Origin of the sequence: Anaerotignum neopropionicum (assembly GCF_001571775.1) — a bacterium.
GTDB classification, from domain to species: Bacteria; Bacillota; Clostridia; order Lachnospirales; family Anaerotignaceae; genus Chakrabartyella; species Chakrabartyella neopropionicum.
Map to the genome: position 1 here is coordinate 31,379 of NZ_LRVM01000005.1, position 26,177 is coordinate 57,555.

The window sequence follows — 26,177 nt, forward strand, 5'->3', positions numbered from 1 at the left end:
CATATCTCCTGTTTTAATATAACTTTTTTAATTGCCCTTCATCTATTTTAAAGGTATGCTTTTCCTCTGGAAACTGACCTTCCTCCACTTCCTCGATATACATACCGATTGCTTCCTTCATTGTTTTCCCAAGATTTGCATATTGTTTTACAAATTTGGGAACAAAATCATCAAACATTCCCAGCATATCCTGATAAACTAAGATTTGCCCGTCACATTCCTTACCTGCGCCAATGCCAATAGTGGGGATGGCAACAGCCTTTGTAATGAGCGCTGCAACCTTGGCGGGAATGCCTTCTAAAACAATGGCAAAGGCTCCTGCTTCCTCTAGGGCAACGGCATCGGCAATCAACTGCTTTGCCGTTTCTTCGCTTTTCCCTTGCACCTTAAAGCCGCCAAAAGCATTTACAGACTGGGGAGTTAAGCCCAAATGTCCCATAACAGGAATTTGCGCCGCCACAATTGCCCGCACCTGAGGCAAAACATTGGCACCGCCCTCAAGCTTTACTGCATGCGCACCTCCCTCTTTTACCATTCTACCCGCATTATAAATAGCATCCTGCGTGGAGGTATGGTAGGATAAAAAAGGCATATCGCTGACAATCAAAGCATTTTTTGCCCCTTTTTTCACCGCTTTGGTATGATAGATAATTTCCTCCACAGTAACAGCCAAGGTATCCTCCTCACCCTTAATTACCATACCAAGAGAGTCGCCGATTAAAATTCCGTTGATCCCGCTTTCATCAATAATTTTCCCTATGGAATAGTCATATGCTGTAAGCATCGTTATTTTTTTTCCCTTTGTCTTCGCCTCTTGAAACGTCAAAACAGTATTTTTCATTCTTCCAACCCCTTCAAACATAATTCGACTTTGTTGTAGTTTTCCGCATTTTCGCCATTTGCCTTTTTTCGCGCCAATTCTAATAAACGCAGGGAGAGTATTTTATAAATCTCCTCATCCCTATTTTTTAACACGGAAAGATGCCGTTCAACCGTCTTCCAATCTCCCCTGGGAACAGGCCCCGTAAGAGAGGAAAGAAACCCTTTTTCCTCAATATTTCTAATATTGCCCTTCACCAAAGGCATAATTACGGAAATCGCTTCCTCTTCTGAAAGGCTCATATCCTGAAAATAAGAAACCCCTATCTCCAAAAGGGCAAGCGTCAGGTTTGATACAAAGACATTCGCAAGGTGATAAGCTGCCGCAGTTTCTGCACTTCGAATAAAATAGTAGTTACCCATTTTTTTCATCATCTGCAAAACGGCATCCTTATCTCCCATTGAAAAATCTCCTTCCAAGGAAAACTTCAAAGTTTGCAATTCCTTGAAATTCAAGGTTTTATGGGAAAACGCATAGATTGGATGAATTGAATAAACGGCTGCCCCTTCGTTTTTTGAAAGCCGCAAGGCCGTTGAAGGAAGTGATCCACTGGCATGACAAATAGATTTGCCTTTTACGTCCAACTTAGAAATTTCATGATCTATCGTTAAAATCGTATCATCGGGAGTTGTAATCCATAAAATATCGTTTTCTTGAACAATTTCATTTAGATTTGAATATATTTTAGTATTTGTTATTCGGCAGGCCTCTTGCGTATGCACGAAGGTTCTGCCATAAAATCCACTTACACAAAGCCCCTGATGCAAAAGGTAACGCCCAAGGTTTACCCCTGCTTTGCCGGGCCCAATAAAACCAATTTTGATATAATACCACCTCCGAGAGCATGGTACAACATCCGCATGTCAATCTCATTCCCGATAGATATGAGTTGCCGTAAAAGAAATCCAAACTATTTTTTCCAACACTCTGTTTTTTTGAAATCTTGCCTCTCTAATCAGATGAAGTGACTTCATAAAACAGGCTTAAAAAATATAACGCCATGGTGCAGTTTTTTCAATACCACCCGCAGACAAGAATACCACCAAAAAACTTATAACTCAACCTTTTTTATGAATTATATGGAATTTTAGTCAGTTTTTATAAAAAACAGGCTAATATTTTTTGTATCCATAAACTCCATTCGGGTTTAATTTGTTCATTTTTAATTGTTTCAATACCAAAAATATGTAAATAAATTTTCATTAAATTTGTTTACAGGCTTTACATCTGCCTTCAAAAGAACAAAAAAACAGGCTCTTTTGCTTTGCAAAATAATTTGTAAAAAATATACTTTTTAAAATATAAAAATGCCCACAGCCAAAATCCATGAGCATCAGCACGTAAACAAAGTCAAGACCTTGAGGGCTTTGCCCTCAACCACCCCACATGGTTTCACCCATTGATCCATGTAAAACCCCATGAATATGCGGTTTTAATAAAAGCTTTTGGTCTTGTTTTTTTCAAAAAGCAAGTGGGTTTGGGCAACGCTCAATGCTTGTCACTCGTCTGATGCCCATAGCAAAAGTCTATGGGCATTTCACGTTTCTCGTATAAAATTAATTTTCACTACGCCCAGGATTGCCGTTTCCTTCCCTTGTGGTGGTTTTCCCTTCTTTATTTTGATACATAATAGCATCCGCCATCTGAAAAGTTTCATAAATGTTGTTCCCGGGGGTATCCGATTGGAATGCCAATCCCCAGGATGCACTTAAATTACAATGTCCATTCATGATATTCCCCTTGATTTCCTGGCTTAACTTGTCTAAATAGCCTTCCAGCTCATCTCGTTCTCCCTGAAGAACAACGGCAAATTCGTCACCGCCAATGCGAAAGCATTTTCCAATTTCTGAAAAAACCGTTCTAATCGTATCCGCCATTGTGCAAATCAACTGATCTCCCATCCAATGACCATAGGTATCATTGGCATATTTCAATCCATCCACATCTAAAACACAGATTGCATTATCTATATTTTCATCCAACTCAGCCTGCTCCAGCTCTTTTAAGGTAGTATCGAAGGCAAATCGATTTGAAAGCTGCGTCAGACCATCTGTATAAGCAGCCCTTTTGTATGCCGCCGCTTCAAAACCCATTCGAATTAGTTCTAAGTTTTTGTCTACTTCACCCTTTGCAATAATGATTAAAGCCAGCAATGTTCCAAGGCGTAGCAAAATTGCACTATCAAACCGATCTGACACATAAAAATAAACAATATTAAGCATTGCGGAAAAACTAAACACACTAAATCCCACAAACACAAACTTGGATTTTTTATAGGAATCGTTTCGAATGCATTCCACCATAGTATGAAAAAATAATATCATTGATAAAATAATGATACTATGAGATATGGGCATCCATTCAAAAAAATCCACTAAGCCTAAAGTTTGTGCAATTACCATTGCAAAAAAATTAATGCATGCCACAATGCATAATGCATCATAAAACCTTTGATTTTTCGGCTGCAAAGCATTGCTAAAAAATAAGAGCCCCGGTATGGGCATCAAAGCAATGGAGAGAAAAACCATTTGATAAGCGATCAATACATTTCCAACGAAAAACTGAATAAACCTAGACTCCGCAAAAAACCAAATCCCTAATAAAAATGCAAACAGCCCAAAATAAATTAAATTTGAGGAACGTCGAATTCTATAGATATAGACACCATAAAAAATCACCGCCACAGCAAACATTAACACCAGAATACTCATAAATACCGCAGGGAAATATGTTTTTGCAATATGAAACAAAATCGCACTTTTGCTGCCCAGCATAAGCTCACTTATTTGTCCCTGATAATTGCTGTAAAATGACTTTGTTGAAATTTTCAACACCTGCTCCGAATCAATTTCCGGCAATTTCACAATATGCCATGCACTGCCAGGAGCCCTGGGAAAAGTAGGGATATTTCCCGCATTTTCAAAGGAATAGATCACTTTATCGTCCAGAGATACAAAAACCTCTTGCTGCATAGAACGAAAACCCAAAAACTCCTCCTTCAGCATCGCTTCATGGAAGGTAGTGTATATTTCGAAAGGCTTTTTCACGGAGGTTGAAATTTTACCAGGCGTGGTAAATTCCACCTCATTCCCATCTTCCGTTTGATAATACCAGCCTTTATTTAACAAAGTAACTTTTTCCTGATTAAAGGCAGTACTTCTCACGTCAAATTGAATTGAAACTCCACAAATCAAAAAGCTGACAACGATTGCGAAACAAAAAAGCCAAAGAATTACCCTTCTCATACACCGCCCACCAATCAAAAAAATCCTACTATTTTTGATATTTTATCATATAATTTGTTTTAATCAAACAAAATAATGTAAAAAAGCCCAAATTTAACGTAAAATGAATAAACTCTATATGGGTAATTTGATTTTTATAATTGTGTAAAAATAAAGACACTCTTGTATTTTTCAAGCATTTTCTTGCTGATTTTTTTAAGACAACTGTATTTAATCCAAAACCAAATTATGTTTCCAATCTTTGCTTTTACTTGATGACTCATAATTATAACATTTTACACTAAAAATACCGCAGAATTTCATCGTTCCGCGGCACACGTTCTGCTTTTTTAAACTCCTGTGGCTTTTCATCAAGCATCCTTTACTCAAAAATATTCATGTCAAAGCCCATTTTCTCAACTCACAAAAGGGTTTTCAAATATTCAACGCCCTGTTCTGTTATACCGGTAACGATATAATCCGCCCCGCAGCACATATCAATCTCAATGGCTTCAATATAACCCTGCCTTTCCAAAACTAAAACTAACTGTGGCAGCTCCTGCATTGTCAAGGAACTGCCAATGCGAATGAAATCCGCCATATCCAACTCTTTTCCATCAACACAATGGGTTTGAATTAGCTGTAATATCTCTTTGTGTTTTGCCTTCATTTGGCTCACCCCCAGTAATACAGTATACCATAAAACCAGAAAAAGCCATAGTTTCCAGGACCAAAAACTTTTTTCTATAGATAAAAAGAGTGCCGGTTTTGCCGACACTCTTTGACTATCACTAAGTTTTATTGGTAAGTAAATCAATATGATTTTAAAATTTTTCTGTGTTGCTGGCTCTTGATTACAGTACGCTGAACAATAATGCTCCATAAGTAGGGAAAGGCCAATATTTTTCTCCAACCTCTTCTTCCATTTTATCTGCAATCCCACGTAATTCCGTCATAGCCAAAAGAACTGTGTCTTTGTAATATTCAGCCTCTGCCTTTTCATCATCCATCTCTTTTGCTGTAGCCAAAGCAGCTTCAAGGCTCTTAATTTTGTCGACAAAAGCAGCGCTCAAATCAGAAAGCTCTACTGCCAAGCCCTCTTCACTTGTGCAATTAATTGCGGTAGAAACCTGTCTTTTCAAAGTAATTGTTTCCGCCAAATCCTTTACATATGCGCTTACTGCGGGCAAAATGCTCTTTTTTGCAAGGTCTAACATAGTCAAGGCTTCAATATGTACTACCTTCACATAGCCTTCCATCAAAATTTCATAACGGGAATGAATTTCCTCTTCCGTCAAAACGCCATGCTTTGTAAACGCTGTAATATTCTTTTCGCTTAAGTAGTAAGGTAATACATCAACCGTAGTTTTTAGGTTCAGCAAGCCTCTTTTCTCAGCTTCTACAACCCATTCATCAGAGTAGTTGTTGCCGTTAAAAATAATGCGCTTGTGATCGATCACTGTTTTACGGATCAATTTGTTTGCGGCAGTCGTAAAATCTTCTGCAACCTCAAGCTGATCTGCAAATTTAGATAATTCTTCCGCAACAATCGTGTTCAAAATAAAGTTAGGGCAAGCAATAGATACAGCACTGCCTAACATACGGAATTCAAATTTATTGCCTGTAAACGCAAAGGGTGAAGTTCTGTTTCTGTCTGTGGTATCCTTGAAGAATCTAGGCAGAACATGAACGCCAACCTTCATCATTTCTCTGTCCTTGCCTGCATATTCCGCACCGCTTTCGATACTATCCAAAACTGCTTGCAAATCCTCTCCTACGAACATGGAAACGATAGCGGGAGGTGCTTCATTAGCACCCAAACGATGGTCGTTCCCTGCGGAAGCTACGGAAAGACGCAACATATCCTGATATTCATCTACAGCTTTAATTAAAGCAACCAAGAACAACAAAAATCTTGTGTTTTCAGAAGGAGAATCGCCGGGCTCCAAAAGGTTTGCACCCTTGTCAGTGGAAATAGACCAGTTGTTATGCTTACCACTGCCGTTCACGCCGTCAAAAGGCTTTTCATGGAGCAGACAAACTAAACCATGCTTATCTGCAACCTTTTTCATCAATTCCATCGTAACCTGATTGTGATCACAAGCAATATTTACCGTTGTGAAAACAGGTGCTAATTCATGCTGTGCAGGGGCAACCTCGTTATGCTCAGTTTTTGACAAAATTCCCAGCTTCCAAAGTTCCTCATTCAAGTCAGACATAAACGCCTTTACTCTGGGTTTGATTGCACCAAAATAATGATCGTCTAATTCCTGACCCTTGGGAGGCTTTGCGCCGAAAAGGGTTCTACCACAGTAAACCAAATCCCAGCGTTTCAAATAAACGTCTTTATCAATCAAGAAATATTCCTGTTCGGAACCAACTGTTGTATTCACACGGCTTGTTTCGGTATCACCAAATAACTTGATAATACGCATTGCCTGCTTGTTAAACGCTTCCATGGAACGCAACAGAGGTGTTTTCTTATCCAAAGCCTGACCGCCATAGGAATAAAACGCCGTAGGAATACATAATGTATTATCTTTAATAAATGCAAAAGAAGTGGGATCCCAAGCAGTATAGCCTCTTGCTTCGAAGGTACAACGCAAGCCGCCGTTGGGGAAGCTGGATGCATCGGGTTCTCCCTGGATCAACTCTTTGCCGGAAAACTCCATAATAATCTGACCGTTGCCGGCAGGCGCTATAAAGCTGTCATGCTTTTCTGCAGTAATCCCTGTCATTGGCTGGAACCAGTGTGTAAAGTGAGTAGCACCCTTTTCAACGGCCCAATCCTTCATAGCATTTGCTACAATATCCGCTACTTCCTTATCTAACCGCTTTCCTTCTTGCATTACCTTGCACATTGTTTTGTAAGTGCTTTTGGGTAATCTTTCCTTCATCACGCCTTCATGAAAAACCATTGAGCCAAATAATTCAGGAACTTTATTTTCCATATTTTCCAGCCTCCTTTTACTTTGTCTGTTTATACTCAATTTTATCGAAGGGGCTGCAGATAGACGCTCGGCCATAAGAAAAAATGTAGAAGATCTCTTATGGCAATGCGTCTGACCGCAGCCCCGTCGCTGTATACCACGTCATTATAGGGTTTGGTTTGTTCACTGTCAACAAAAATATTCATATTCAAAAAATAAAAAATTAAACGAAATTCACAAGTATGTATAATGAATTCCGTCATTTTGAAAATTTCGCTGTGCAAATTTCAGCTTTTGTCGGTGCACATTTGTCCTTTTCATCGCCATTTCTGTTTGCAAAAGGCTAAACATATTAATTTTTTTTGTAGAATTCATTAATTTAGTGTTCGTTTCACTTTTTTTATTCCCGAAATTTGACTATTGACAGCGAATAAAAGGCAGTGTACAATACACACAAATCGAAAACGGCGTTGAGGAAGACAAGTAATATAAAAAAACCGCCCCAGTGAGCAAAGGATAGTGGAAACTTTGTGTAGGCTTTTGTATGAATAACACTTCTTAGCTTCAATCTGAACCTCCTTTTTGGAGCAGTAGGTGAGACGGATTGTCCCCCGTTATGGGACGCGGGTTTATTTGAACCCAGAAGAGACTGTTTATTACAGTAATTTAGGTGGCACCGCGGATGGCAGCTATTCGTCCTAATTTTTTTATTAGGATAACTAGCTGCATAATACATTCGGAGGTGTTTTTTTATGTGTTCAATTATGGGTTTAACAAAAATGCAAGATTTGGAAAAAGTAATGGCGTGCTTTGAACGTACTATTTCAAGAGGACCGGATATGTCTCGCACCCTACAGGTTGGCGATAGTTTGCTTTGCTTTCACCGCCTTGCCATCATGGGCTTAACGGAAAGAGGCATGCAACCCTTCACCTACGACGGAGATGCCGTTGTTTGCAACGGCGAATTATACGGATTTCGTCCTATGAAAGAAAAGCTGGCGGAAAAATACACCTTTGTCAGCAATTCCGACTGCGAAATCATTTTGCCTATGTATCATGAGTATGGCTTGGATATGTTTAAAATGCTGGATGCGGAATTTGCTATGATTCTTTACGATAGCAAAAAGGACTCCTTGATTGCAGCCAGAGATCCCATTGGTATTCGTCCCTTATTTTACGGGTATTGCGAAGATGATTCCATTGTGTTTGCCAGTGAAGCAAAAAACCTTGTAGGACTTTGCAAGGAAATCACCCCATTCCCTCCCGCTCACTACTATGCCGACGGCAAATTTGTTCGCTACTGCGATTTGACAAGTGTTGAAGCTTACGCAGGAGATGACTTGGAAGAAACTTGCGCAAAAATCCGTGAGTTATTGGTTCATGGAATTGAAAAAAGACTGGATGCCGACGCACCCTTAGGCTTTTTATTAAGCGGCGGCTTGGACAGCAGCTTGGTATGCTCCGTTGCAACAAAAATTTTGAATAAACCCATCCGTACCTTTGCAATTGGTATGGCAACCGATGCCATCGATTTACGCTATGCAAAGGAAGTGGCTGAATATCTCCATTCTGATCATACGGAGATTATTATTACCCGAGAGGACGTTTTGGAAGCGTTAGATTATGTCATCTACACCCTTGGCACCTACGACATTACTACCATACGTGCAAGCATGGGTATGTATCTCATTTGCAAAGCAATTCACGAAAAAACGGATGTACGGGTTTTACTGACCGGAGAAATTTCCGACGAGCTTTTTGGCTACAAATACACAGATTTTGCGCCTTCAGCAGATGCTTTCCAAAATGAGGCAAAAAAACGTGTGGATGAGCTTTATCTGTACGATGTTTTGCGCGCAGACCGCTGTATTTCAGCAAACTCCATAGAGGCAAGAGTACCTTTTGGCGATTTAGCCTTTGTTCGCTATGTCATGTCCATCAATCCTGCCATGAAGCTAAACACCTATGGCATTGGCAAATATCTTTTGCGCCATGCCTTTGAAGGGGATTGGCTGCCTCATTCTATTTTATATCGTGAAAAGGCTGCCTTTAGTGATGCCGTTGGCCACTCCATGGTGGATGATCTCAAGGAGTATGCAGAGAGTATCTGCACCGATGAGGAATTTGAAGAAAGATGCAGGAAGTTTGATTTTGCAACGCCTTTTACAAAGGAAAGCTTGATGTACCGTGAAATTTTTGAAAAATATTATCCCGGTCAAGCAAGGATGGTAAAGGATTTCTGGATGCCCAACAAGGAATGGGAGGGCTGCAATGTAAACGACCCCTCCGCTCGTGTTCTCTCCAACTACGGTGGAAGTGGAAAATAAAAATCCCATGACAATCTCCCAATTTCCCCTTTGCTTTGAAAAGGAAAATTATCATTATATTACTTTTATAAAGGAAGGAATCGGAATAACAATAAAATGCCATCGTTTTCAATAAGGCTTCCTTATTCTATTTTCAATGGGCTTTCAGAAAAATCGTTTCTAACGATTCCTAAAGTATTTTATTTTTCACAACGAGCAAATGGCATTTTATCACTAGATACTTTTCATTTTAAAAATCACAGAAGCTTGTACGATAACAGAATGTTTTTTGTAGCAAATCCCTTTTGTCGTTAATGCTGTGGCTGTTTATAAAAGCTGCTAATTTCATTTCTTTAGAAATTAGCAGCTTTTCGGTTTTATTTTCTTATTCATTTTCCACCAAAATCTTCATCATTCCTTCTGCAAAGGTAGCGGCTCTTTCACAAATCCCCTCCACCTTAAAAATGCTTTCGGGATCATTTGCCGTTTCTACCATGGAAAATCTAGGGGGCAGACGAAATGTTTTGTTCATGCTTAGAGCACTAATGAGCTGTTCCGCCACAATATCCCCACCGCTGTATCCGGAAACCACAATAGCAAACAGATGCTTTTGGTAGAATTGATTGGTACGAAACAGTGCAGTAAGCCGATTGACAAAAGCGGTAATGTTAGCACTTAATGCATCATTATAGTTTGGTGCAAGAATCACCAGTGCGTTGCACGCCAGAATTGCCGGATAAACCTCCTTGGTAATCACACCGCCATAATAACAGCTTGCCCGCTCGCTAAAATGCATACACATACGATAGGGACAGCCGCTGCAATCTTGAATTGTGCCGTTTCTAAGGGAAATCTCCGTAATCTTGCAGTTTTCCAAATTACCCTTTACCATATCCCAAAGGCCTGCCGTGTTTGACTTGCTGTAATTGCTGGCATGAAGCACAAGAATATTGGCCTGCTTTTTGGGTGACGGCTGATCCTCCATCACCCGCTTTACCATATGCCTAGCAGAAATATGGTATGCTGTAAGGTTATCCGTTTCCAAGTTCATTGCTTGAATATTGTAATTTAATAAATCCTTTGTTCCCTCTACCATGGCTCGCCCCGGGAAGGAACATCCCCCTTGGTTTGCCGTGAACATCAACCCACGGGCAACGGATTTTGTGTAAAGCTCGCTTTCCCCATCAATAATAATCCCCCCCACGCTTCCCTCAAAAAAGGTAGGGTCAGTTCGCATTTTCTTTAAGAAACGAAAATATTCCAAGTTGATCCCCGAAATTCCTAAGGGAATTGCAAAAATAATGCGACGGTTTTGTAGTGGCTGAAAGGCATTCACCGTTTCTATCAGTTCCACATCATAGGGCTCCAAAACCTCCTCCAGCAAAGCAAAAAGGCGTTTTGTACGAATGGCATCCTCGCAACGGGGATAGACCAAGGTTACTTTCTCCTTCATTGGATCACCTCCAGTCCACGATAGGCCTTTTCCAATCGGGCATAAAGCTGTTCGGGCAGGGGCAGGCTTTCCATTTCCAGTCCCCAAGGAGTGGTGCGATTTTTACAGCCCATATATACCCCACCCAAATAGTTTGAGCTGTAATGCCATTCTCCCCTAAGGGTTAAAAGCAAGGAAATTGCCGCCGAGGAAATGGCTGGCGCCACATAAGGCTTAAAGCCTAGCTCTCTGGTGCGTAAATTTGCATCAATGGCCAGTCGGGTTAGCTCTTTGGATAGACTTTCATCGTAAGCCGTTATGCTGTTGGCAATGACCAAATCTTGCCCATGGGGGCCATAGACTCTCCCCTCCTTCAAAAAGGAAGCAAAGCGTACGTCTTTTTTTGCATAATAGGCAGCACGGGCGTTCATAACCCCCAAGCCGTAGCCTTGAATCTGCTCAGGACGCAAGCCGTTTCCGTCGAACGCTCCGTTTTCCAGGGTATTGCTTGCCAAAAATGCCGCCTTGCATAATGGATCCACCGGATCGGAAACTACAGCAAATAGCCCCTCAAAGCCGCTTGCTCTGGCTTTTTTTGCAAAAAGGGAAATAATCCCTCGATTCGCCTCAAACTGCACCATACGAACATCCTTCACCTCAGTCCCCACAGGGGGAATCCCCTTGGAAGCACAAAAAACGAATAGATCGCAGTCAAAAAGCTCATCCTCCTTTAGAATAACCACCTGGGGCAGTCTATCATACGCCCAAGGAAACGCCGCCTGATTCAATTCGCTTTCCCATCTTTTGCAGACATTCTCATTGACATCATAAATACCCAAAGTATGAATGCAGTCACCGCCTAACAGCTTAAGAGCCGTTAAAACCGTACTGCCCACATCCCCAAGGGCTAAAAGATGCACTCTTTTTTTCTGTGTTTGACCATTTTCCAACCGCTTTTTCCATTGCTCAACCGTCCCCCAATTCAAGTTTACAATAGTGGCATTGCCATTTTTCAGATCCTTGGAAAATTTCTCCCGAATCTCCTTGGAAATGGTTTGACCTTTTTGCTCCAAGGCATTACTGTTAAGCCAAAACAAGCCTTCCCCATGGGCAAGCTGACCCATATGGGTAAATTTACAGCAACCCTTGTTTTTCTCCCGTGGGAATGACACCGGAAGCATCACGCCCTGATGAAACTCAAATCTCTCCATACCGTTCACCCTCTTTACTTTACTAAATGCTTGAGTCTTACCAATTGCTCAATATCGTTTTCCACATAAACCGATGCGGGCAAATGATAATCATACCTCATGCTGCTCCCTCGGTCAGGGCATCTTGGCGAAATGACCACCTCATTGAGTCGATCCAAGGTTAGGCTTCGCTCAAATGCCCTTTGATATTCCCCCTCCAAAGCCCGCAGAATATCCCTAGTGTTTTGCAAACACACCATGGAAAGGTCGTAAATCGCTTCTTTTGAGGCGCCCTCAATAAATCCGGGCATTACATAGGGTAAAATTAGGTTTACCGAATCTATCATGCCGCTATCTCTATTCCTAAGCTGTTTTACTCCGTCACCGCCAATAAAGGGATACATTGAGGTTTCCACAAACCACGCCTTAAGGCATGGGATAAAATAGGCGCTTTCTACCTTTCTTCCTTGTATTTCCATCAAATCCCGTCCGCGTCCCGAAAGCACACCCACAACAATGCGATCGATGTCCACAGCTTCCTCTTGGAACAAGGGATTTAGCTCCCGAATACGATAGCCCTTATGCAAAAGGTCATCCACCAAAATGACAGGCCGACGGAAGGACTTGATCATCCGCACTTGACAATCCAGCGGCAAATATTGAGGGAACTCTTTAATTTTAAAGGATTTTATCTCTCGGTCAAATTCCTTTTCCGTATGCAAAACCTTCGTCACCGTATTTGGAATCACAATTCCCTTTAGAATTTTGCCAAAGGGAACGCACATATTCGATCCCAAGGTGCGAATTTCCGTAGGCTCCTTAGGAACGCCGTTTGCCTGTGTAATCAGCTCAACGAGCCGATTATGCATCATTCCTGCATCAAAAGAGATCACCAAACCGCCGGGATTCAGCTTCGCCAATGCTTTCTGGAATCGGCCGTGTGTTTCACGCAGCGTTTTTAAAATACGCTCACTGCTGTTAAAAGGCTCTTTGATTGCTGTTTGAATATTGTGGTACAACGTAATGGGGCTTTTCATATCCACAACATAAATATCTCTGACTGTATTTTTTAGCAGCTTCAAAAAGCCCTGGCCCTCCAATACATCCTGCATCCTTTCCGTAACATTGCCGGAGATTAGGCTGAAAACACCATAGGTATAGTCCTCCTTTAAGGCTTTTGCAATGGATTCAGTAAATAAAATTTGCTCCAAATCATCAATTTTAGAATTTTCACGGGCAAAGCATGCCTCAAATAAAATAATTTTTCCCGAGGTATTCTCTCGGATATAGCTTGCCGTTTCAATATCTCCAAATTCACTGTAAAGCTCAGCGGTTGCGAGATGACGATACACCATAATCCCATCGGGCTTGCCCCAGCCGTATTTATCAAAAACAACGGTCATCTCACTTCCTGGTCGATGCATGGCATCTAAAAGGGAGTTTGACGCTTCGGTGGGAATAGTACTGCCAAAAATCACACCCTCCGCTGCCTCCACCTCTGAAAAATGGGCAACCTCCACCGCTTTCGTTTCCAAAAGCCGCTTGTACTGGGGCTCTCTTAGATATAGACTGTTCTCGTAAATATAATTTTGCGCCACCGTATCAATCAGGTTAGAGATATCCCGATTATGATCAATATTCTCTCTGATTCTACTGGAACTGACATCCTCAAAGTGAGTAGGCAGCTTTAGCTCCAAAACCTCATTTTGGATGTAATTATATGCATTTTTCGCTTTTTCTCCAATGTCTGAATCCGTTTCTCTGAGGAACAATATATGGGGGAAGGTTTGTATAGAGTCCTCTACAGGCTCAATTTTATAGGAGGAGGCATTTTGCACCACATCACTGCCTGCTACCATATATACCTCTTTGCCGGGGAACAATTCTCGCAAACGCTTCAAATCCTCAGGGTTTGCAATATTTACCGGCACATTTTCAGGAAACAGATAAATATTTTCCTCATTCGCAATGGACATATTGATAATCCACCGCCGTACCATATGGGGCTGGGTTTTTTTAGACCACGAAAATTCGTCAAGGGCCAAATAAACGATAAAACCCATATCTCGAATTTCCTTGGCAATCTCCTTATGACCCAAGGAAAAGGGATCAAAGCTGCCAGGGAAAAAAGCAACCTTATTTGGTTCCTTGAAGGAAAAGCTACCTTTTACAAACAAATAATCGCTAATAAAACGATATATTGCATTCCAGCCCGCCGTATCGCTAAAAAATCCTAGCTCTGATTTCTCCTCTTTTTCCGTCAATGTAATCAGCTTTTTGCTGATAAAGGCAAAAATATTTTTCTTTTCCCGCAGGGTTAAACCATTATTGCCAAACAATTCGTGTCCAACCACCCAAAAGGCCTCTCTATTTACATTCGTATGATAACTGGCGAAGCCGCTTAATATCATCCCCAAAATTTTCTTTTTTCTCTCCTCATAAATAGCGATATATTCGGGGAATCTTGCACTGTATTTTTCATAATGGCGCACCATCACACCAAGGGTGTCTAAGGCAACACTGGCAATACGGTCGTTGGTGCTGCATTGCAGGCGGTGAATGTCCAGTAAAAACTCATTCAATTCCTTGGGATGCAAAAACATTACATATTCTCCCAAGTATTGAGGAATATATTTTGAAAATTCAAACTCGCCAATTTCAAGACCCTTTGTCAACTCAATGGCAACCTCGTTGCGCTGATCCCAAGAAAGCAGAGGCGCAAGCTTGACCAGGGTTTCCCCTGCAAAATGGCGCACCGTTACCTGCTCGCTCACCTTCAACAGGTTGGAAAGGTGGGTTGCCACATGAAGCTTTGGCATAACAATGCCCAAACGAATTCGTTCAAACAAAAGCTCCATGTTAATAATCTTAATTTTCCAAGGTGTTGCAGCCTTAAGGTTCTCCAAAAAAATATCTGAAACCACACGATCATCTTCAAAGATACGTCGAAAGGATACCCCTCGGATGACATCCTTAATTGCATAGGCCTCCCCAATCATATACAGTAAAAACTCCAGGCTCACGTTACCTTTGATTGTGACCCGTTCCACAATTTTTATCACATAATCAACAAGCCCAGGTTTTTTCAAAAAAGCCGTTGCCATATCCTTTAAATTCTGGAGGATTGCCGCCCGAATTTCCAAGGAATCGTTTTGGGCATAACTATGCATAAAGGAAAGTAAAATTTGCTGCTCCTCCTCCTTCAAAAGGCCTTGGGGCACAGACGGCAGTGTATCAATGAGGATAAACGCTGTATCTTCCGGCCAAGCGGTGTTTTTATAATACTCTAAAATGGAGGCAATATATTTACCCCTTGCTTCTTCCCTGCAATTTTCCAACAAAGATGTTACCACTCTTTTCAAACCATAGCCTAGCCAACGGCGATGCCTGTCTATCATTTTATGGTCAGGAATAATAATCATGTACAAATATTTTTCCCACATATCAAAACTGGAAATCTCGTCTAAAATAATATCCACATCGGCAGGCAGCTCCTTACCATACTCAATATCATAATGAGCAATCATATTTCCCAATAAATCTCCGGCTTGGCGGCGAATATCTCCCTCTCTGTGCACCATCAATTCATAAAGAAAGATAATGGACATCTGCTTTTGCTTTTGATTCATGTAGGTAAAATATTCAGAAAAAATATTTAAATAAGCCCTAGAATTTTTCCAATCTCTGGCACTTCTTGCCGTTTCCAAAATTGCTCCAAAGCTCGCCTCTCGGCTTAATTTATGCATCAAGTGAATATTATGATTAACTGCAATATTTTTAAGCACATCTACGGTTTCGTTAATATCCAATAACGCCAATTCCTTATGGCTAACCTCGCTTAAAGTATCCTGGGTTAAATCCGTATTTACACCAATGGAATGCATATATTGCTCGAAGTCTGCTAGGCGGGAATACACATGGCGATAACGGTTTTCCTTTGCCTGATCCACATTGTCCAGCTTTTCCAAAATAACCCGAAAAGACTCCTCCAAGGAATAAATCCCCATAATTTCCTTGCCGTTTTCAAAGCCCCTGCTCTTTACGCGAAAATCGGAATAAATCAAAATCAAAGACTCTGCAGGAAGGTTCTCCAGCTCCAAGTCCCAAGTGGAGTGGTTTGCGGCAATATGACCAATATCAAAAAGCCCATTTGCTTGAAACCAAACATCGGTGTAATAATAGTGAAGATAAGGAATTCGCTTTACCTCGTTTTCCTTGCAGCCAAACTTCCCCAGGTCGTGCCCTGCCGCCGCACCGGAAATCAAGCCCAAGTCCACAGGCACATTTGCCCGTGCTAGCTGCCTGCCAATGTGCATGGCAATATAATGCACCCCTGCAACATGGGCAAGGGTATCAAAAGGCGTTACCTCACGCCCAATTCGCATAATTTCGTAAATATACTGCTCATGAAAACAATTGATGAACTTGGAATATTGGGCTTCATATGGGCTGTTTTCCATTTCCTCCACCGTTGCAAAAGCAAAATCTCTGTGAATACCAAAGGGCTGCACTTCCCTTTCGTAGGCTAGAAAGACACGCAAAATCTCTAAATAAAACAGTACGGCACGCCGCTCCTTTGTCTCCAAAACAATATCCATTCGATGGGGATAAATTTCTTTGATTAAAAAACGAAAAATATACGTCAACCAGCCCTCTTGCGGCGCTTCCTTCGCCAGTGAAGAAAGCATTTCTTCACAATAGGAAAGCACGGTTAAACAAGAGATTTCCTCACCCTTTATAATTTCGTCGATTGCCTCCAGCCAATATTCCTTTTCTAAAAAAGCAATTACCGTTTTCTTTTTGATTAGGGTCTTTCTCATAAACTCCCTATTTGTAAGGGCTGCCAATAGCCCCTTATATATTGCAGCCCCTCTTTTTTTCTTCATACACGGCCTCCCTTTTCTCTTTCTTCAATTTTAGCACTACCCTCGTCCCGTTTCAATAGGCGTAAGCGCTTTCTGAGGGGTTTCCCTTGAATTTTTTCATCCTTTTGCTTAAAAAACAGCAAATTGCACTGCCTTTTTTGTGAATAATTCGGAAATATTTTAGATTTTTTATCAATAATAATGGTCAAATGTTTCTAATATAAACCTTTCTCCTATGGTACGGAAATTGTCACCAAACCAAAAAATGCTTTTTTAAAGACAGCTTTCTTTGCTTTTTCTTGAAAATTTGCATCAAAAAAGCCCAATTGCAAGGATTTTAAAGCATATCCTGTATAAGCAAGCGGGCTTTTTCATGAAGCGTGTCAACCTTTTTATCAAGGAAAACCGCAATATTTAAACACTATTCATTAATTAATACTATTTTTATCGGCAATGACCAGCTTTAAATCGTGGCCCGTTTCGCCATTTCTTACTACATGAACATCTATAGTATCTCCAACCTTAGTTTCTCCAACAACCTCTATCAAAGAATCCATATCCATAACGGTTTTTCCATTAAAAGCAGTAATAATATCACCTACCATAATTCCGGCCTCTTCGGCAGGACCGCCTTCTGCCACTTCCATAATCAAGGCACCTACAGGAAGTTTATATAATTCTGCATTTTCCGTAGTAATGCTAGTACCCTTAATGCCAATATGAGGCTTTGGTTGCGTTCCGTTTTCCAATAAATCCTGAATAACAGGGGAAATCACGTTGCTTGGAATTGCATAACCCATACCCTCTGCCATGGAAGAATTATATTTTGCTGTGTTAATTCCAATAACCTCGCCCGCATTGTTTACCAAGGGGCCACCGCTGTTCCCGCCGTTAATTGCAGCACTTGTTTGTAAAACAGTAAGCTGGTTTCCTTCTACATTAATGGTTTGCTCTGTCATACTAACCATACCATCCGTTGCGGAAAGACCCATACCCATTGCATTTCCGATGGCAATTACGCTATCCCCAACCTCTAGGCTGTCAGAATCACCAAAGGTTGCTACGCTAATTTGTTTGACCCCTGCACTTTTCAAATCGTCCCAGGAAACAGTGATCACCGCCAAGTCCGACTCACTCTTTGTTCCAACAACCTTTGCCGGAACGTTAACATCGCCATCAAATGTTATAAAAATGGAAGTTGCACCGTCAACCACATGGTTATTTGTAGCGATAGCCACCTTTTCATCGTCTGAATAGAAAATTACACCGCTGCCCATGCCGTTGGATTCATAAGGAACACTAAAGGAACCAAAATATTGTGCAGTGCCCGTAGCCTTTGTGGAAATGCTGACAACCGAGGGCTTTACGCTTTTAATGATATCCACCGCGGACATTCCTGCAGTGTTTGTAGAAACCTTTTGCGCCACCACAGGCGTTTTTGTCACCGCTGGCTCATCATTGAAATAATATTTCACTGCACCGTAGCCTGCTCCCATACTTGCACCGCCCGCCACACTGACAATTAAGCATGCAGCAATAAACCTGCCCCAGTTGCGTTTCTTTTTGGGTGTTTTCTTCACCTGCTCCTCATAGCGATACTCTCGAATAGAAGGGCCTTCGCAAATGTCTGTCTTATCCTGCCTATTATGGAATGAATCACCCTCTGCAAGTCCGTCGTCTTTCGAAGTTTGATTTTCCTCTTCCAGCGAACACTCTTGTGTAAAACCTTCCACCACTTCAGGCATTGCCTCCTTATCCATTTGCTCATCCTTCCTATAGAAATCATCTTTTTCTGGATTTATATTGTTTAAATTCATATCTTCATTTTCAAACACATCAAATTACCTCCGTTCATTTTTTATAGTTATAAGTATAACGCATCCTTTTGAACAAAATATGAACGAGAAATAAATAATTGGTTAATTTAACGGTTTTTATAAATTTTTTCCCAAAAAGGAAAGAAATTTATAAATAGTTTCGACTAGGTATATTCCTAGGCGAAACTGGGTGTTGCAAAACACCCAGCCGGACTGTACACAAAATCAAAACCTTGAGGGATTTGCCCTCAAACACCCACAAGGGTTTCACCCTTGACCCATCAAAAACCGCATAGCTAAGTGGTTTTAATAAAAGTTTTTGATCTTGCTTTTTTCAAAAGGCAAGTGGGTTTAGGCAACGCCCAAGGTTTGTCTTCGCTCTGACTAGGTGTAGCAAAAAACATCACCGTCATATTATTTCTCAGGAAATTCCATTGTCTCTGCATATAGAAGTAACCACCGGGATTGCGCTGCTGATCAGCCAATGAAACTGAAAAAGCTGTTTTCCCAAATTATTTTTTATATTATACATAAATACGATTAAATTTTGATCCTTATATTCCTAATGAATAACTTCATTCCTATAATACACCGCCAAACAAATATATTATACACAGATATTATCACTACTGCAACTTTGTTTTCTCAAATTCTAATGTAGTGATAGCATTCCATAATAATCCAATTACAGCCAATTTGCAAAGATGCTTCAAGGTTTTTTTCAATATTGTCCACGGCATTTTTATCGAAAAATGCAGCTCGCAAGACAATACGGCTGTAGGAATTGTTTTTCCAATCCAGTTTTTGAAGATTTCCTTACCTACCGCTGTGGGTGTGAAAATGAAGGCTATTAATTTTAACTTTCAGCCAAAAGATAAGTATGTATATTTTTCTACTCTTGCACCAAAGACCGTTCTTCCTTCCCCTTTCTTATTTTTTTCTACTAGCAAAGCATCTTTATTAAAATTATTTCATACAAAAAACCTCCTAAAACAAATGTCTTAAGAGGTTATAAATATCGGTGTCGTTCTTAGCGGTTCGCTGCAATCCTCTAAGAATTTTGCACAGAAAAACCACTTTCCCACGAAGAAATTATTTAGGGTTTTAAAGATATTCCCACCCCAATTTCTTAGTAAGCTTTCTCTAATAACCAAGGCTCTCCTTAATCAGCGGATTTTTACCGGGAAACCAACCTTTTTTTGCACCTTTGACAAGGTTCTTTCTGCAATACGTCCAGCTTTTTCCCCTCCGCTTTTAATCACACTATCCAGATAATCCTTATTTGCTTCCAATTCTTTCACACGTTTTTGAATAGGCTCCAGCTTTGCCACAACCGCTTCGCCTACAGATGTTTTAAAGGTGCCATAACCGGCATTTGCAAATTCTCTTTCCGCCGCTTCTGGAGAAACCCCTGTTACAGCACAATAAATACCCAAAAGATTGGATATCCCCGGTTTGTCCTCACCAAAACGCACCTGATTGTCGGAATCCGTCATGGCACGCTTGAATTTATTCATTATCACCGATGGTTCATCCAACAGAGCAATGGTATTATTTTGATTTTCGTCGGACTTGGACATTTTTTTGGTAGGCTCCTGCAGTGCCATGATTTTTGCCCCAACCTTGCCAATATATGCTTCGGGGATCTTAAAGGTGTCACTATAAATACCGTTAAAGCGCATGGCAATATCTCTGGTAATTTCCAAATGCTGACGCTGATCCTCCCCAACAGGCACCAAATCCGTCTGATACAGCAAAATATCCGCCGCCATCAAAACCGGGTAAGTAAACAAGCCTGCGTTGATATTATCTGCATGCTTGGCAGACTTATCCTTAAACTGTGTCATTCTGCTTAGTTCACCCATGTAGGTGTAGCAATTCAAAATCCAGCTCAATTCTGCGTGCTGAGACACATGAGATTGATAATAAATTATGTTCTTTTCGGGATCCAATCCAACGGCAAGATACTGAGTTAAAAGATCCCTTGCCTGCTTGCGCAGCTTCTGAGGATCCTGACGCACTGTAATTGCATGCATATCTACAATGCAATACAAGCAATCGTAATCATCTTGAAGCTTTGTCCAGTTATTGAGTGCACCAAGATAATTTCCCAAAGTAATTAATCCCGAAGGCTGCATGCCGCTAAAAATTCTTTTTTTCTCATCTACCATTTATTTCTATCTCCTCTCACGTATCACAATCAACAAAAAGATGGCCTGCGGAAGCTTCCCAGTGCCACCTTTCTTTGTTTTATTTCTTTGTTTTATTTCTTTGTTTTATTCCTTTTCTTTGTATTCGCCATCAATAAACCCAGTATCTATAGGGATAATGCATACACAAATCACATATGCCAAAATACCGAAAAATACTGCTGTAAACAAGCTTCCCAATATCCACAGCAAACGAACTAAGGTAGGATCAATATCAAAATACTCTCCTATGCCGCCGCATACACCTGAAATTTTTACATTTGTACTGGAACGATATAATCTTTTTGTCATAATTTTCCCTCCATAACCTCTTTACTTAATAATTTATTTTCTAAAAAACTAAAAGTCGTGCCATCTGCAACAATGATATGGTCAATCAGCTGAACCTCTACGGCATATAACAGACCCCACAGCTTTGTTGTTGTTTCAATGTCATCAAAGGTAGGCTTACTTGTGCCACCGGGGTGATTATGGGTAAAAATCACAGCCGAAGCCTGTAGTTTTAACGCAGCCTGCATCACAATCCTTGGGTGTATCGCCGCTGAATTTACTGTACCCTCCGCAATTTGCACCGTATTGATTAACCGACGCTTATTATCAAGACAGATTACATAAAAATACTCCCTGTTTTTGTATGCCATAAGTGCTTTGCAATATTCAACCGCGCGGCTCAAAGAATTCAACATGGGTCTATCTCGCCAACGGGCTTGCATACACCGTCTGCTCAACTCCTTTTGCAAAGAAACCAATATTGCCGTATTTTGACCTACGCCGCAAAGGTTGGAAATATCAGCCGGCTCCGCTTCCACCAAGGTTGGCAAAGAACCGAATTCCTTTATCATTCTATGAGCAAGGGGATTCGTATCACCTCTGGGCACAGAATAATAAAGAAGCATCTCCAAAAGCTCATGATCATGAAAGCCTTCGCCACCCTCTTGTAAAAAGCGCTGCCGCATTCGTTCCCGATGCCCACTATGGATATCCGCTGCCATAAATTACCCCTCAATTTCCAAAAACCGAATTAGTTCGGCAAAGCCATCATTATAAATGATTTGCAAAAGAGCATCTAACCGCCGAAGGGCGTCCTTCACATTTTTCTCGCAAATAATGCCATTTTCTAAGCAGTCAGCCAGCTCCGCCAGATCAACCACCTTTACAAAACCATTTTCCATTACAATAACATCCGCCAATAAATCGCTGAAAATATAACAATTTTCCTCTTTATTGAATTCCGTATCTATAATATCACAATAAAAATAAACCAGCTCATTTTTTTCATTTAAAAACTTACTTATTTTAAAACCCTTTTTTAAATAATAACATGAAACTCCATGACTAAACGCATCTTTTGGGCGAAAAACGAACCATTTGGTAATAATCACATCTTCATCATGATAAAAAATTTCATCATCCTTTAGGCAAATTGTTTCATTTGGAATAAACCGCTTGCGGTAGAGCTTTAAATCACTCAATTTCTCACCCATCCTCATCTAAAACAGCCTATTCAAAGGTTAAAACGTCACATTGGATCAATTGGGCATCCTCTCGCAAAGCTCGCATCTTGGGCGCATAGGTAACAAAGTGTTCAGAATTTTTGTGTGCCTCCACCGCCTCTTGGTCCGTATATTTTTCTACGAAATAATATACGTTTTCCTCGTTAGAATCTTTCACGAAGTCATAAAAAATACACCCCGCTTCTTTTCTTGTTTCCGAAACTAACTTCTCCGCCACCTGTAAAAATGCCTCTTTATTTTTTTGTGGTACAACACTCTTTGCAATTAAAACAATCATGCACTCAGTCCTTTTTATTATTATCATTTATTTTATTATAAAAAATTATACCATAAAATACAAGAATTGATCTTAAAATCCAACAAATTATTTTATAATTCTTTATTAATTTTATACAGGCTGATTTTCCCTAGGCAAACCACGCTCCATTAAGCGGCGCAAAACCTCCTCATCGGCAGGGCAAAAGGCATACTTGGGGATATCCTCAACCTTAATCCAGAGAAAATCCTCATGCTCCAGCAGTTGGGGTGTGCCTTGGAAAATTGTCGCCCAAAACAACGTAAGCTCTATGGTAATATCAGGATAACTATGCGTTAGCTCCATAAAAACCTCACCCACCTTTACCGTAATACCCAATTCCTCCCGGCACTCTCGCACAAGTGCCTTCTCCTTGCTCTCCCCTGCTTCTCGCTTGCCACCAACAAATTCCCACAACAACCCTCTTTTTTTATGCGCCGGCCGCTGACAGATCAAAAAACGGTCATCTTGACAAAGCAAGGCCGCAACGACTTCCGTCATATTTTTCACCTCTTACCCAAAATATCCACATTCACAAAGTAACGCCAAGCACTGATTTACCTCATCATCCTCAAACAAGGTGCCGTATTCCCCTTTGACAATTAATGCCTCCATGGATAAATCCAGCCGTCTGTTTTTTTTAAGAAGCTCAAAATTTTCGGAGCAGCCGTTTCTTTCCAAGGCTCTCCGGGCAACCAAAACACCGCCACGTTCCTGTATATTTTTCAAAAGCCTTGCAGCGTTATAGTCTTCCATTCCTTGGGCTTCCTCTGCTTTTTTCATCCATTCTTCAGAGAATTTTTTTTCTAAATCTGTCATTTTCTTTCCTCCTGTTTATTATTATCTAAGTGCTTCATGCATTTCCTTGCATGAAATACAATTCTCCCTGAAATGAGGCCAATGGCGACCACAATGCAGCTTGCCTTGATAAAAAACGCCTTTGTACAATAAACATAAACTTCCCATAAAAAAAGCAATGTAATCATTCTTTAAAGAATGTTTTTCCCATGATTTCCCTCAAAAATTTTTCATTTCCTTAAATGATTGATTTTTAAGCTTCCTCCGCCAAAAGCCGGATCTATGCCACCAACAAAGGTGGAGCGCACCACGGTTTCTCTGCCGTATTTTCTGCGGAGAATATCCATGGCTTCATCGGCCTGCTTTTGTTTGCTCCAATCTTCCTCTAAAAAAGAAAGCTGGATACATTCATCCCTGCAAAGCTGGGCAACACGAATACCCAAATGGCGAATGGGTTCTTTTTTCCAAGCCTCATCAAAAATCATTTTTGCCGCTTCATAAACCGCATTCGTGCAATCAATGGAATTCAGCAGCTTTTTTTGGTGAGAATATACTTGAAAATCCGTGGTTTTAATTTCCACGCCAATTTCTCTTGCACAAACCTTGCCCTCCCGCAGGCGCATGGAAACCATTTCCGCCAAGGAAAGAAGAATTTTATAGGCTTCCTCCCGTTTCTCCACATCATAAGGAATGGTGGTGCTGTTTCCAATGCTTTTCACCTCCCGAACTGCTTCTGCGTGGGCAACAGGGGTATCGTCTATCCCGTTGGCATAGGCATTGAGCATTCTGCCATAGCTTTTGAATTCTTTTTCCAAAAGCGTCACAGGATATTTTGCCAAATCACCAATGGTGCGTATGCCCATTTTTCTGAGGCGTGGGGCAGTCCTTCTGCCTACCATAAACATTTCGTCCACAGACAGAGGCCACAGCTTCTTTTCCAACTCATCCGGATAAAGGGTGAGGATTTTATCCGGCTTCTCCAGCTCCCCTGCCATTTTCGCCAAAAGCTTATTGGAGCTTATACCAATATTTACGGTAAAGCCCAATTCCTTTTTGATATGCTCTTTTATTTTTTTCGCACCCTCCAAGGGTGGGCCAAAAAGCTGCTCCATCCCTGTATAGTCAAGAAAACCCTCATCAATGCTAAACGGCTCAATGCGGTCGGAGTAATGTTGAAGAATACAAAACATTTCCTCGGAATTTCTGGTATACAAAGAAAAATCCGGAGGGACACAGATCAGATCAGGGCATTTTTGCAAAGCAAACCCCTTTGGTTCTCCCGTTACAATGCCGTATTTTTTAGCGGAGGTGCTTTTTGCAAGAATGATACCCCGACGGCTTTCGCTATCCCCCGCAACAGCCGAGGGAACGGTGCGTAAATCCAGCATACCGCCATCCTTAAGCAGCTGTACCGCACTCCAGCTTAAGAACGCACCATTCACATCAATATGAAAAATTGTTCTCACGTCGCTCCCCCTTATATATATGATCGGAATTAATAACTTCTCGGGATTCTGTCCCGAACCCTGCAAGCGGGTCAAGCACTTTTGGTGCGCAAAAGCCAGCTTCGCTGTCTGCCCTATCTTTGGCAGTACAGCTTTGAAACGGCTTGAGCGAAACTCTCTATGCCAAAATATTCATTTTTGCCAGCAACCAATTTCCCCTAGTATACCATGAAAAAAACAAGGCTTCAATCGCAGAAAATCAACCGTAATCAAACATTATTTGTATGGTTTTAGAGAAATTTGTAAGCAAAAGAAAAAATCTATTATTTTAAAAGTACGTATATTAAGAAAACATTTCTTGTTTTCTTCAATAATCGACCTTATAATAGTAAAAAATAAAAATGAATTGGCGGTGAAACCCTTGAAATATCTTAAAACCAAAATTGCCTGCACTTTCATTTGCTTGGCGGGCTTTTTATACTGGCAAAACAACGGGCTTATGCTAACACAGCATACCTATTCCAAAAACGTCCCAGAGGGACTTGACGGCTATAAAATTTTACAGGTTTCCGACTTGCAAAATAAATCCTTTGGGCAAAACCAGGAACGACTTCTGAAAAAAATAAGAAATGGAGCGCCGGATATCATCGTAATCACCGGAGATTTGATTGACCGAAACCGTACCGATTTGGATGTGGCAATGATCTTTGTAGATAAAGCGGTAAATATTGCCCCTGTTTACTATGTCAGCGGCAATCACGAGCATCAATCCGGCTGTTTTGATGAGCTTTCGGAAAAATTAATTGCAGCAGGAGTAACCATATTGGAAAATGGGAAGTCTATTGTTGAAAGAAACGGGGCTACGATAGAAATCATCGGCCTTGCAGATAAGAGCGTAAATCCCTATTATGCACAGGTTCTTTCCACCCTCACAAAAGGCGAAAATGAGAATTCTTTCCACGTTCTTCTCTCCCATCGACCGGAATTATTTGAAACCTATGTGGAAAATGGTGTGGATCTTGCCTTCACCGGGCATGCCCATGGCGGACAAATCAGATTGCCCTTTATCGGCGGTATTTTCGCCCCAAATCAAGGTTTTTTTCCATCCTACACGGTGGGGATTTATGAAGAAAACAACACGGCAATGGTGGTTAGCCGCGGCTTGGGCAACAGCACCTTCCCCTTTCGCATTTTCAACCGACCTGAGCTGGTAATGGTTACTTTGAAGTACGAAAAAAAGCCTTAACGAATATTTGCTTCCCCTACCACAT

General features: G+C 40.9%; 19 protein-coding genes and 1 other annotated feature. Of the genes, 2 read left to right on the top strand and 17 right to left on the bottom strand.

Going from position 1 to position 26,177, the window contains the following annotated elements:
• Window positions 1–13: 13 nt before the first annotated feature.
• The 5 genes from panB to CLNEO_RS08830 all read right to left on the bottom strand — a co-directional run bounded on the left by panB (window position 14) and on the right by CLNEO_RS08830 (window position 7,055).
• Entirely contained in the window at window positions 14–841 is an 828-nt protein-coding gene (panB, locus tag CLNEO_RS08810; RefSeq protein ID WP_066087541.1) for a 3-methyl-2-oxobutanoate hydroxymethyltransferase, read from the bottom strand.
• Window positions 838–1,704, bottom strand: a complete 867-nt coding sequence (locus CLNEO_RS08815; protein ID WP_408605469.1) for a Rossmann-like and DUF2520 domain-containing protein — start codon at window positions 1,702–1,704, stop codon at window positions 838–840. The genes panB and CLNEO_RS08815 overlap by 4 nt, the downstream gene beginning before the upstream one ends.
• A gap of 732 nt (window positions 1,705–2,436) precedes the next feature.
• Complete coding sequence (locus tag CLNEO_RS08820) at window positions 2,437–4,125, bottom strand: sensor domain-containing diguanylate cyclase (protein WP_066087544.1); 1,689 nt, start codon at window positions 4,123–4,125, stop codon at window positions 2,437–2,439.
• Between the two features lie 400 nt (window positions 4,126–4,525).
• Window positions 4,526–4,774, bottom strand: coding sequence for a hypothetical protein (locus CLNEO_RS08825; RefSeq protein WP_066087547.1), 249 nt, complete (start codon window positions 4,772–4,774; stop codon window positions 4,526–4,528).
• 184 nt (window positions 4,775–4,958) lie between these two features.
• Entirely contained in the window at window positions 4,959–7,055 is a 2,097-nt protein-coding gene (locus tag CLNEO_RS08830; protein WP_066087549.1) for a glutamine synthetase III family protein, read from the bottom strand.
• Window positions 7,056–7,495: 440 nt separating this feature from the next.
• Window positions 7,496–7,738 (top strand) — a binding site (T-box leader).
• Between the two features lie 48 nt (window positions 7,739–7,786).
• On the opposite strand from CLNEO_RS08830, the gene asnB reads away from it, so the two are divergent.
• Entirely contained in the window at window positions 7,787–9,361 is a 1,575-nt protein-coding gene (gene asnB / locus CLNEO_RS08835) for an asparagine synthase B (RefSeq protein ID WP_066087551.1), read from the top strand.
• Window positions 9,362–9,725: 364 nt separating this feature from the next.
• Here the strand turns inward: asnB and CLNEO_RS08840 are convergent, their stop codons facing one another.
• The 12 genes from CLNEO_RS08840 to CLNEO_RS08905 form a co-directional block, all read right to left on the bottom strand.
• Entirely contained in the window at window positions 9,726–10,793 is a 1,068-nt protein-coding gene (locus CLNEO_RS08840) for a flavodoxin family protein (protein WP_066087554.1), read from the bottom strand.
• Window positions 10,790–11,983, bottom strand: a complete 1,194-nt coding sequence (locus CLNEO_RS08845) for a Rossmann-fold NAD(P)-binding domain-containing protein (protein WP_066087557.1) — start codon at window positions 11,981–11,983, stop codon at window positions 10,790–10,792. The genes CLNEO_RS08840 and CLNEO_RS08845 overlap by 4 nt, the downstream gene beginning before the upstream one ends.
• 14 nt (window positions 11,984–11,997) lie before the next feature.
• Window positions 11,998–16,848, bottom strand: coding sequence for a nicotinate-nicotinamide nucleotide adenylyltransferase (locus CLNEO_RS08850; protein ID WP_066087559.1), 4,851 nt, complete (start codon window positions 16,846–16,848; stop codon window positions 11,998–12,000).
• Window positions 16,849–17,255: 407 nt separating this feature from the next.
• Window positions 17,256–18,662 (bottom strand): S1C family serine protease, encoded by a 1,407-nt coding sequence (locus CLNEO_RS08860; RefSeq protein WP_066087566.1) that lies wholly within the window; start codon window positions 18,660–18,662, stop codon window positions 17,256–17,258.
• A 1,148-nt stretch (window positions 18,663–19,810) separates the two neighbouring features.
• Entirely contained in the window at window positions 19,811–20,815 is a 1,005-nt protein-coding gene (trpS, locus tag CLNEO_RS08870) for a tryptophan--tRNA ligase (protein ID WP_066087572.1), read from the bottom strand.
• Between the two features lie 105 nt (window positions 20,816–20,920).
• On the bottom strand, window positions 20,921–21,145 hold the full coding sequence (locus CLNEO_RS08875) for a PspC domain-containing protein (protein ID WP_066087574.1): 225 nt from the start codon (window positions 21,143–21,145) through the stop codon (window positions 20,921–20,923).
• Window positions 21,142–21,846, bottom strand: a complete 705-nt coding sequence (gene radC / locus CLNEO_RS08880; protein ID WP_066087578.1) for a RadC family protein — start codon at window positions 21,844–21,846, stop codon at window positions 21,142–21,144. Before radC ends, CLNEO_RS08875 begins: the two co-directional genes overlap by 4 nt.
• Window positions 21,847–21,849: 3 nt before the next feature.
• On the bottom strand, window positions 21,850–22,326 hold the full coding sequence (locus CLNEO_RS08885) for a DUF402 domain-containing protein (protein ID WP_242864191.1): 477 nt from the start codon (window positions 22,324–22,326) through the stop codon (window positions 21,850–21,852).
• A gap of 28 nt (window positions 22,327–22,354) precedes the next feature.
• Complete coding sequence (locus tag CLNEO_RS08890; RefSeq protein WP_066087580.1) at window positions 22,355–22,645, bottom strand: putative quinol monooxygenase; 291 nt, start codon at window positions 22,643–22,645, stop codon at window positions 22,355–22,357.
• A gap of 111 nt (window positions 22,646–22,756) precedes the next feature.
• On the bottom strand, window positions 22,757–23,164 hold the full coding sequence (locus tag CLNEO_RS08895; protein WP_066087583.1) for a (deoxy)nucleoside triphosphate pyrophosphohydrolase: 408 nt from the start codon (window positions 23,162–23,164) through the stop codon (window positions 22,757–22,759).
• 12 nt (window positions 23,165–23,176) lie between these two features.
• Window positions 23,177–23,482 (bottom strand): hypothetical protein, encoded by a 306-nt coding sequence (locus CLNEO_RS08900; protein ID WP_066087586.1) that lies wholly within the window; start codon window positions 23,480–23,482, stop codon window positions 23,177–23,179.
• Between the two features lie 209 nt (window positions 23,483–23,691).
• Window positions 23,692–24,927, bottom strand: a complete 1,236-nt coding sequence (locus tag CLNEO_RS08905; protein WP_066087589.1) for a DNA polymerase Y family protein — start codon at window positions 24,925–24,927, stop codon at window positions 23,692–23,694.
• Window positions 24,928–25,327: 400 nt separating this feature from the next.
• On the opposite strand from CLNEO_RS08905, the gene CLNEO_RS08910 reads away from it, so the two are divergent.
• Window positions 25,328–26,152: a metallophosphoesterase gene (locus tag CLNEO_RS08910; RefSeq protein ID WP_242864192.1), complete on the top strand. Its 825-nt coding sequence runs from the start codon at window positions 25,328–25,330 to the stop codon at window positions 26,150–26,152.
• Window positions 26,153–26,177: the final 25 nt, after the last annotated feature.

What these genes read in the sequence shown, in the direction of transcription:
- CLNEO_RS08875 (WP_066087574.1), bottom strand. Translation starts at nt 21,145, where the DNA reads ATGACAAAAAGATTATATCGTTCCAGTACAAATGTAAAAATTTCAGGT.
- asnB (WP_066087551.1), top strand. Translation starts at nt 7,787, where the DNA reads ATGTGTTCAATTATGGGTTTAACAAAAATGCAAGATTTGGAAAAAGTA.
- CLNEO_RS08895 (WP_066087583.1), bottom strand. Translation starts at nt 23,164, where the DNA reads ATGACGGAAGTCGTTGCGGCCTTGCTTTGTCAAGATGACCGTTTTTTG.
- CLNEO_RS08830 (WP_066087549.1), bottom strand. Translation starts at nt 7,055, where the DNA reads ATGGAAAATAAAGTTCCTGAATTATTTGGCTCAATGGTTTTTCATGAA.
- panB (WP_066087541.1), bottom strand. Translation starts at nt 841, where the DNA reads ATGAAAAATACTGTTTTGACGTTTCAAGAGGCGAAGACAAAGGGAAAA.
- CLNEO_RS08900 (WP_066087586.1), bottom strand. Translation starts at nt 23,482, where the DNA reads ATGACAGATTTAGAAAAAAAATTCTCTGAAGAATGGATGAAAAAAGCA.
- CLNEO_RS08850 (WP_066087559.1), bottom strand. Translation starts at nt 16,848, where the DNA reads ATGAAGAAAAAAAGAGGGGCTGCAATATATAAGGGGCTATTGGCAGCC.
- CLNEO_RS08845 (WP_066087557.1), bottom strand. Translation starts at nt 11,983, where the DNA reads ATGGAGAGATTTGAGTTTCATCAGGGCGTGATGCTTCCGGTGTCATTC.
- radC (WP_066087578.1), bottom strand. Translation starts at nt 21,846, where the DNA reads ATGGCAGCGGATATCCATAGTGGGCATCGGGAACGAATGCGGCAGCGC.
- CLNEO_RS08820 (WP_066087544.1), bottom strand. Translation starts at nt 4,125, where the DNA reads ATGAGAAGGGTAATTCTTTGGCTTTTTTGTTTCGCAATCGTTGTCAGC.
- CLNEO_RS08825 (WP_066087547.1), bottom strand. Translation starts at nt 4,774, where the DNA reads ATGAAGGCAAAACACAAAGAGATATTACAGCTAATTCAAACCCATTGT.
- CLNEO_RS08890 (WP_066087580.1), bottom strand. Translation starts at nt 22,645, where the DNA reads ATGATTGTTTTAATTGCAAAGAGTGTTGTACCACAAAAAAATAAAGAG.
- CLNEO_RS08840 (WP_066087554.1), bottom strand. Translation starts at nt 10,793, where the DNA reads ATGAAGGAGAAAGTAACCTTGGTCTATCCCCGTTGCGAGGATGCCATT.
- trpS (WP_066087572.1), bottom strand. Translation starts at nt 20,815, where the DNA reads ATGGTAGATGAGAAAAAAAGAATTTTTAGCGGCATGCAGCCTTCGGGA.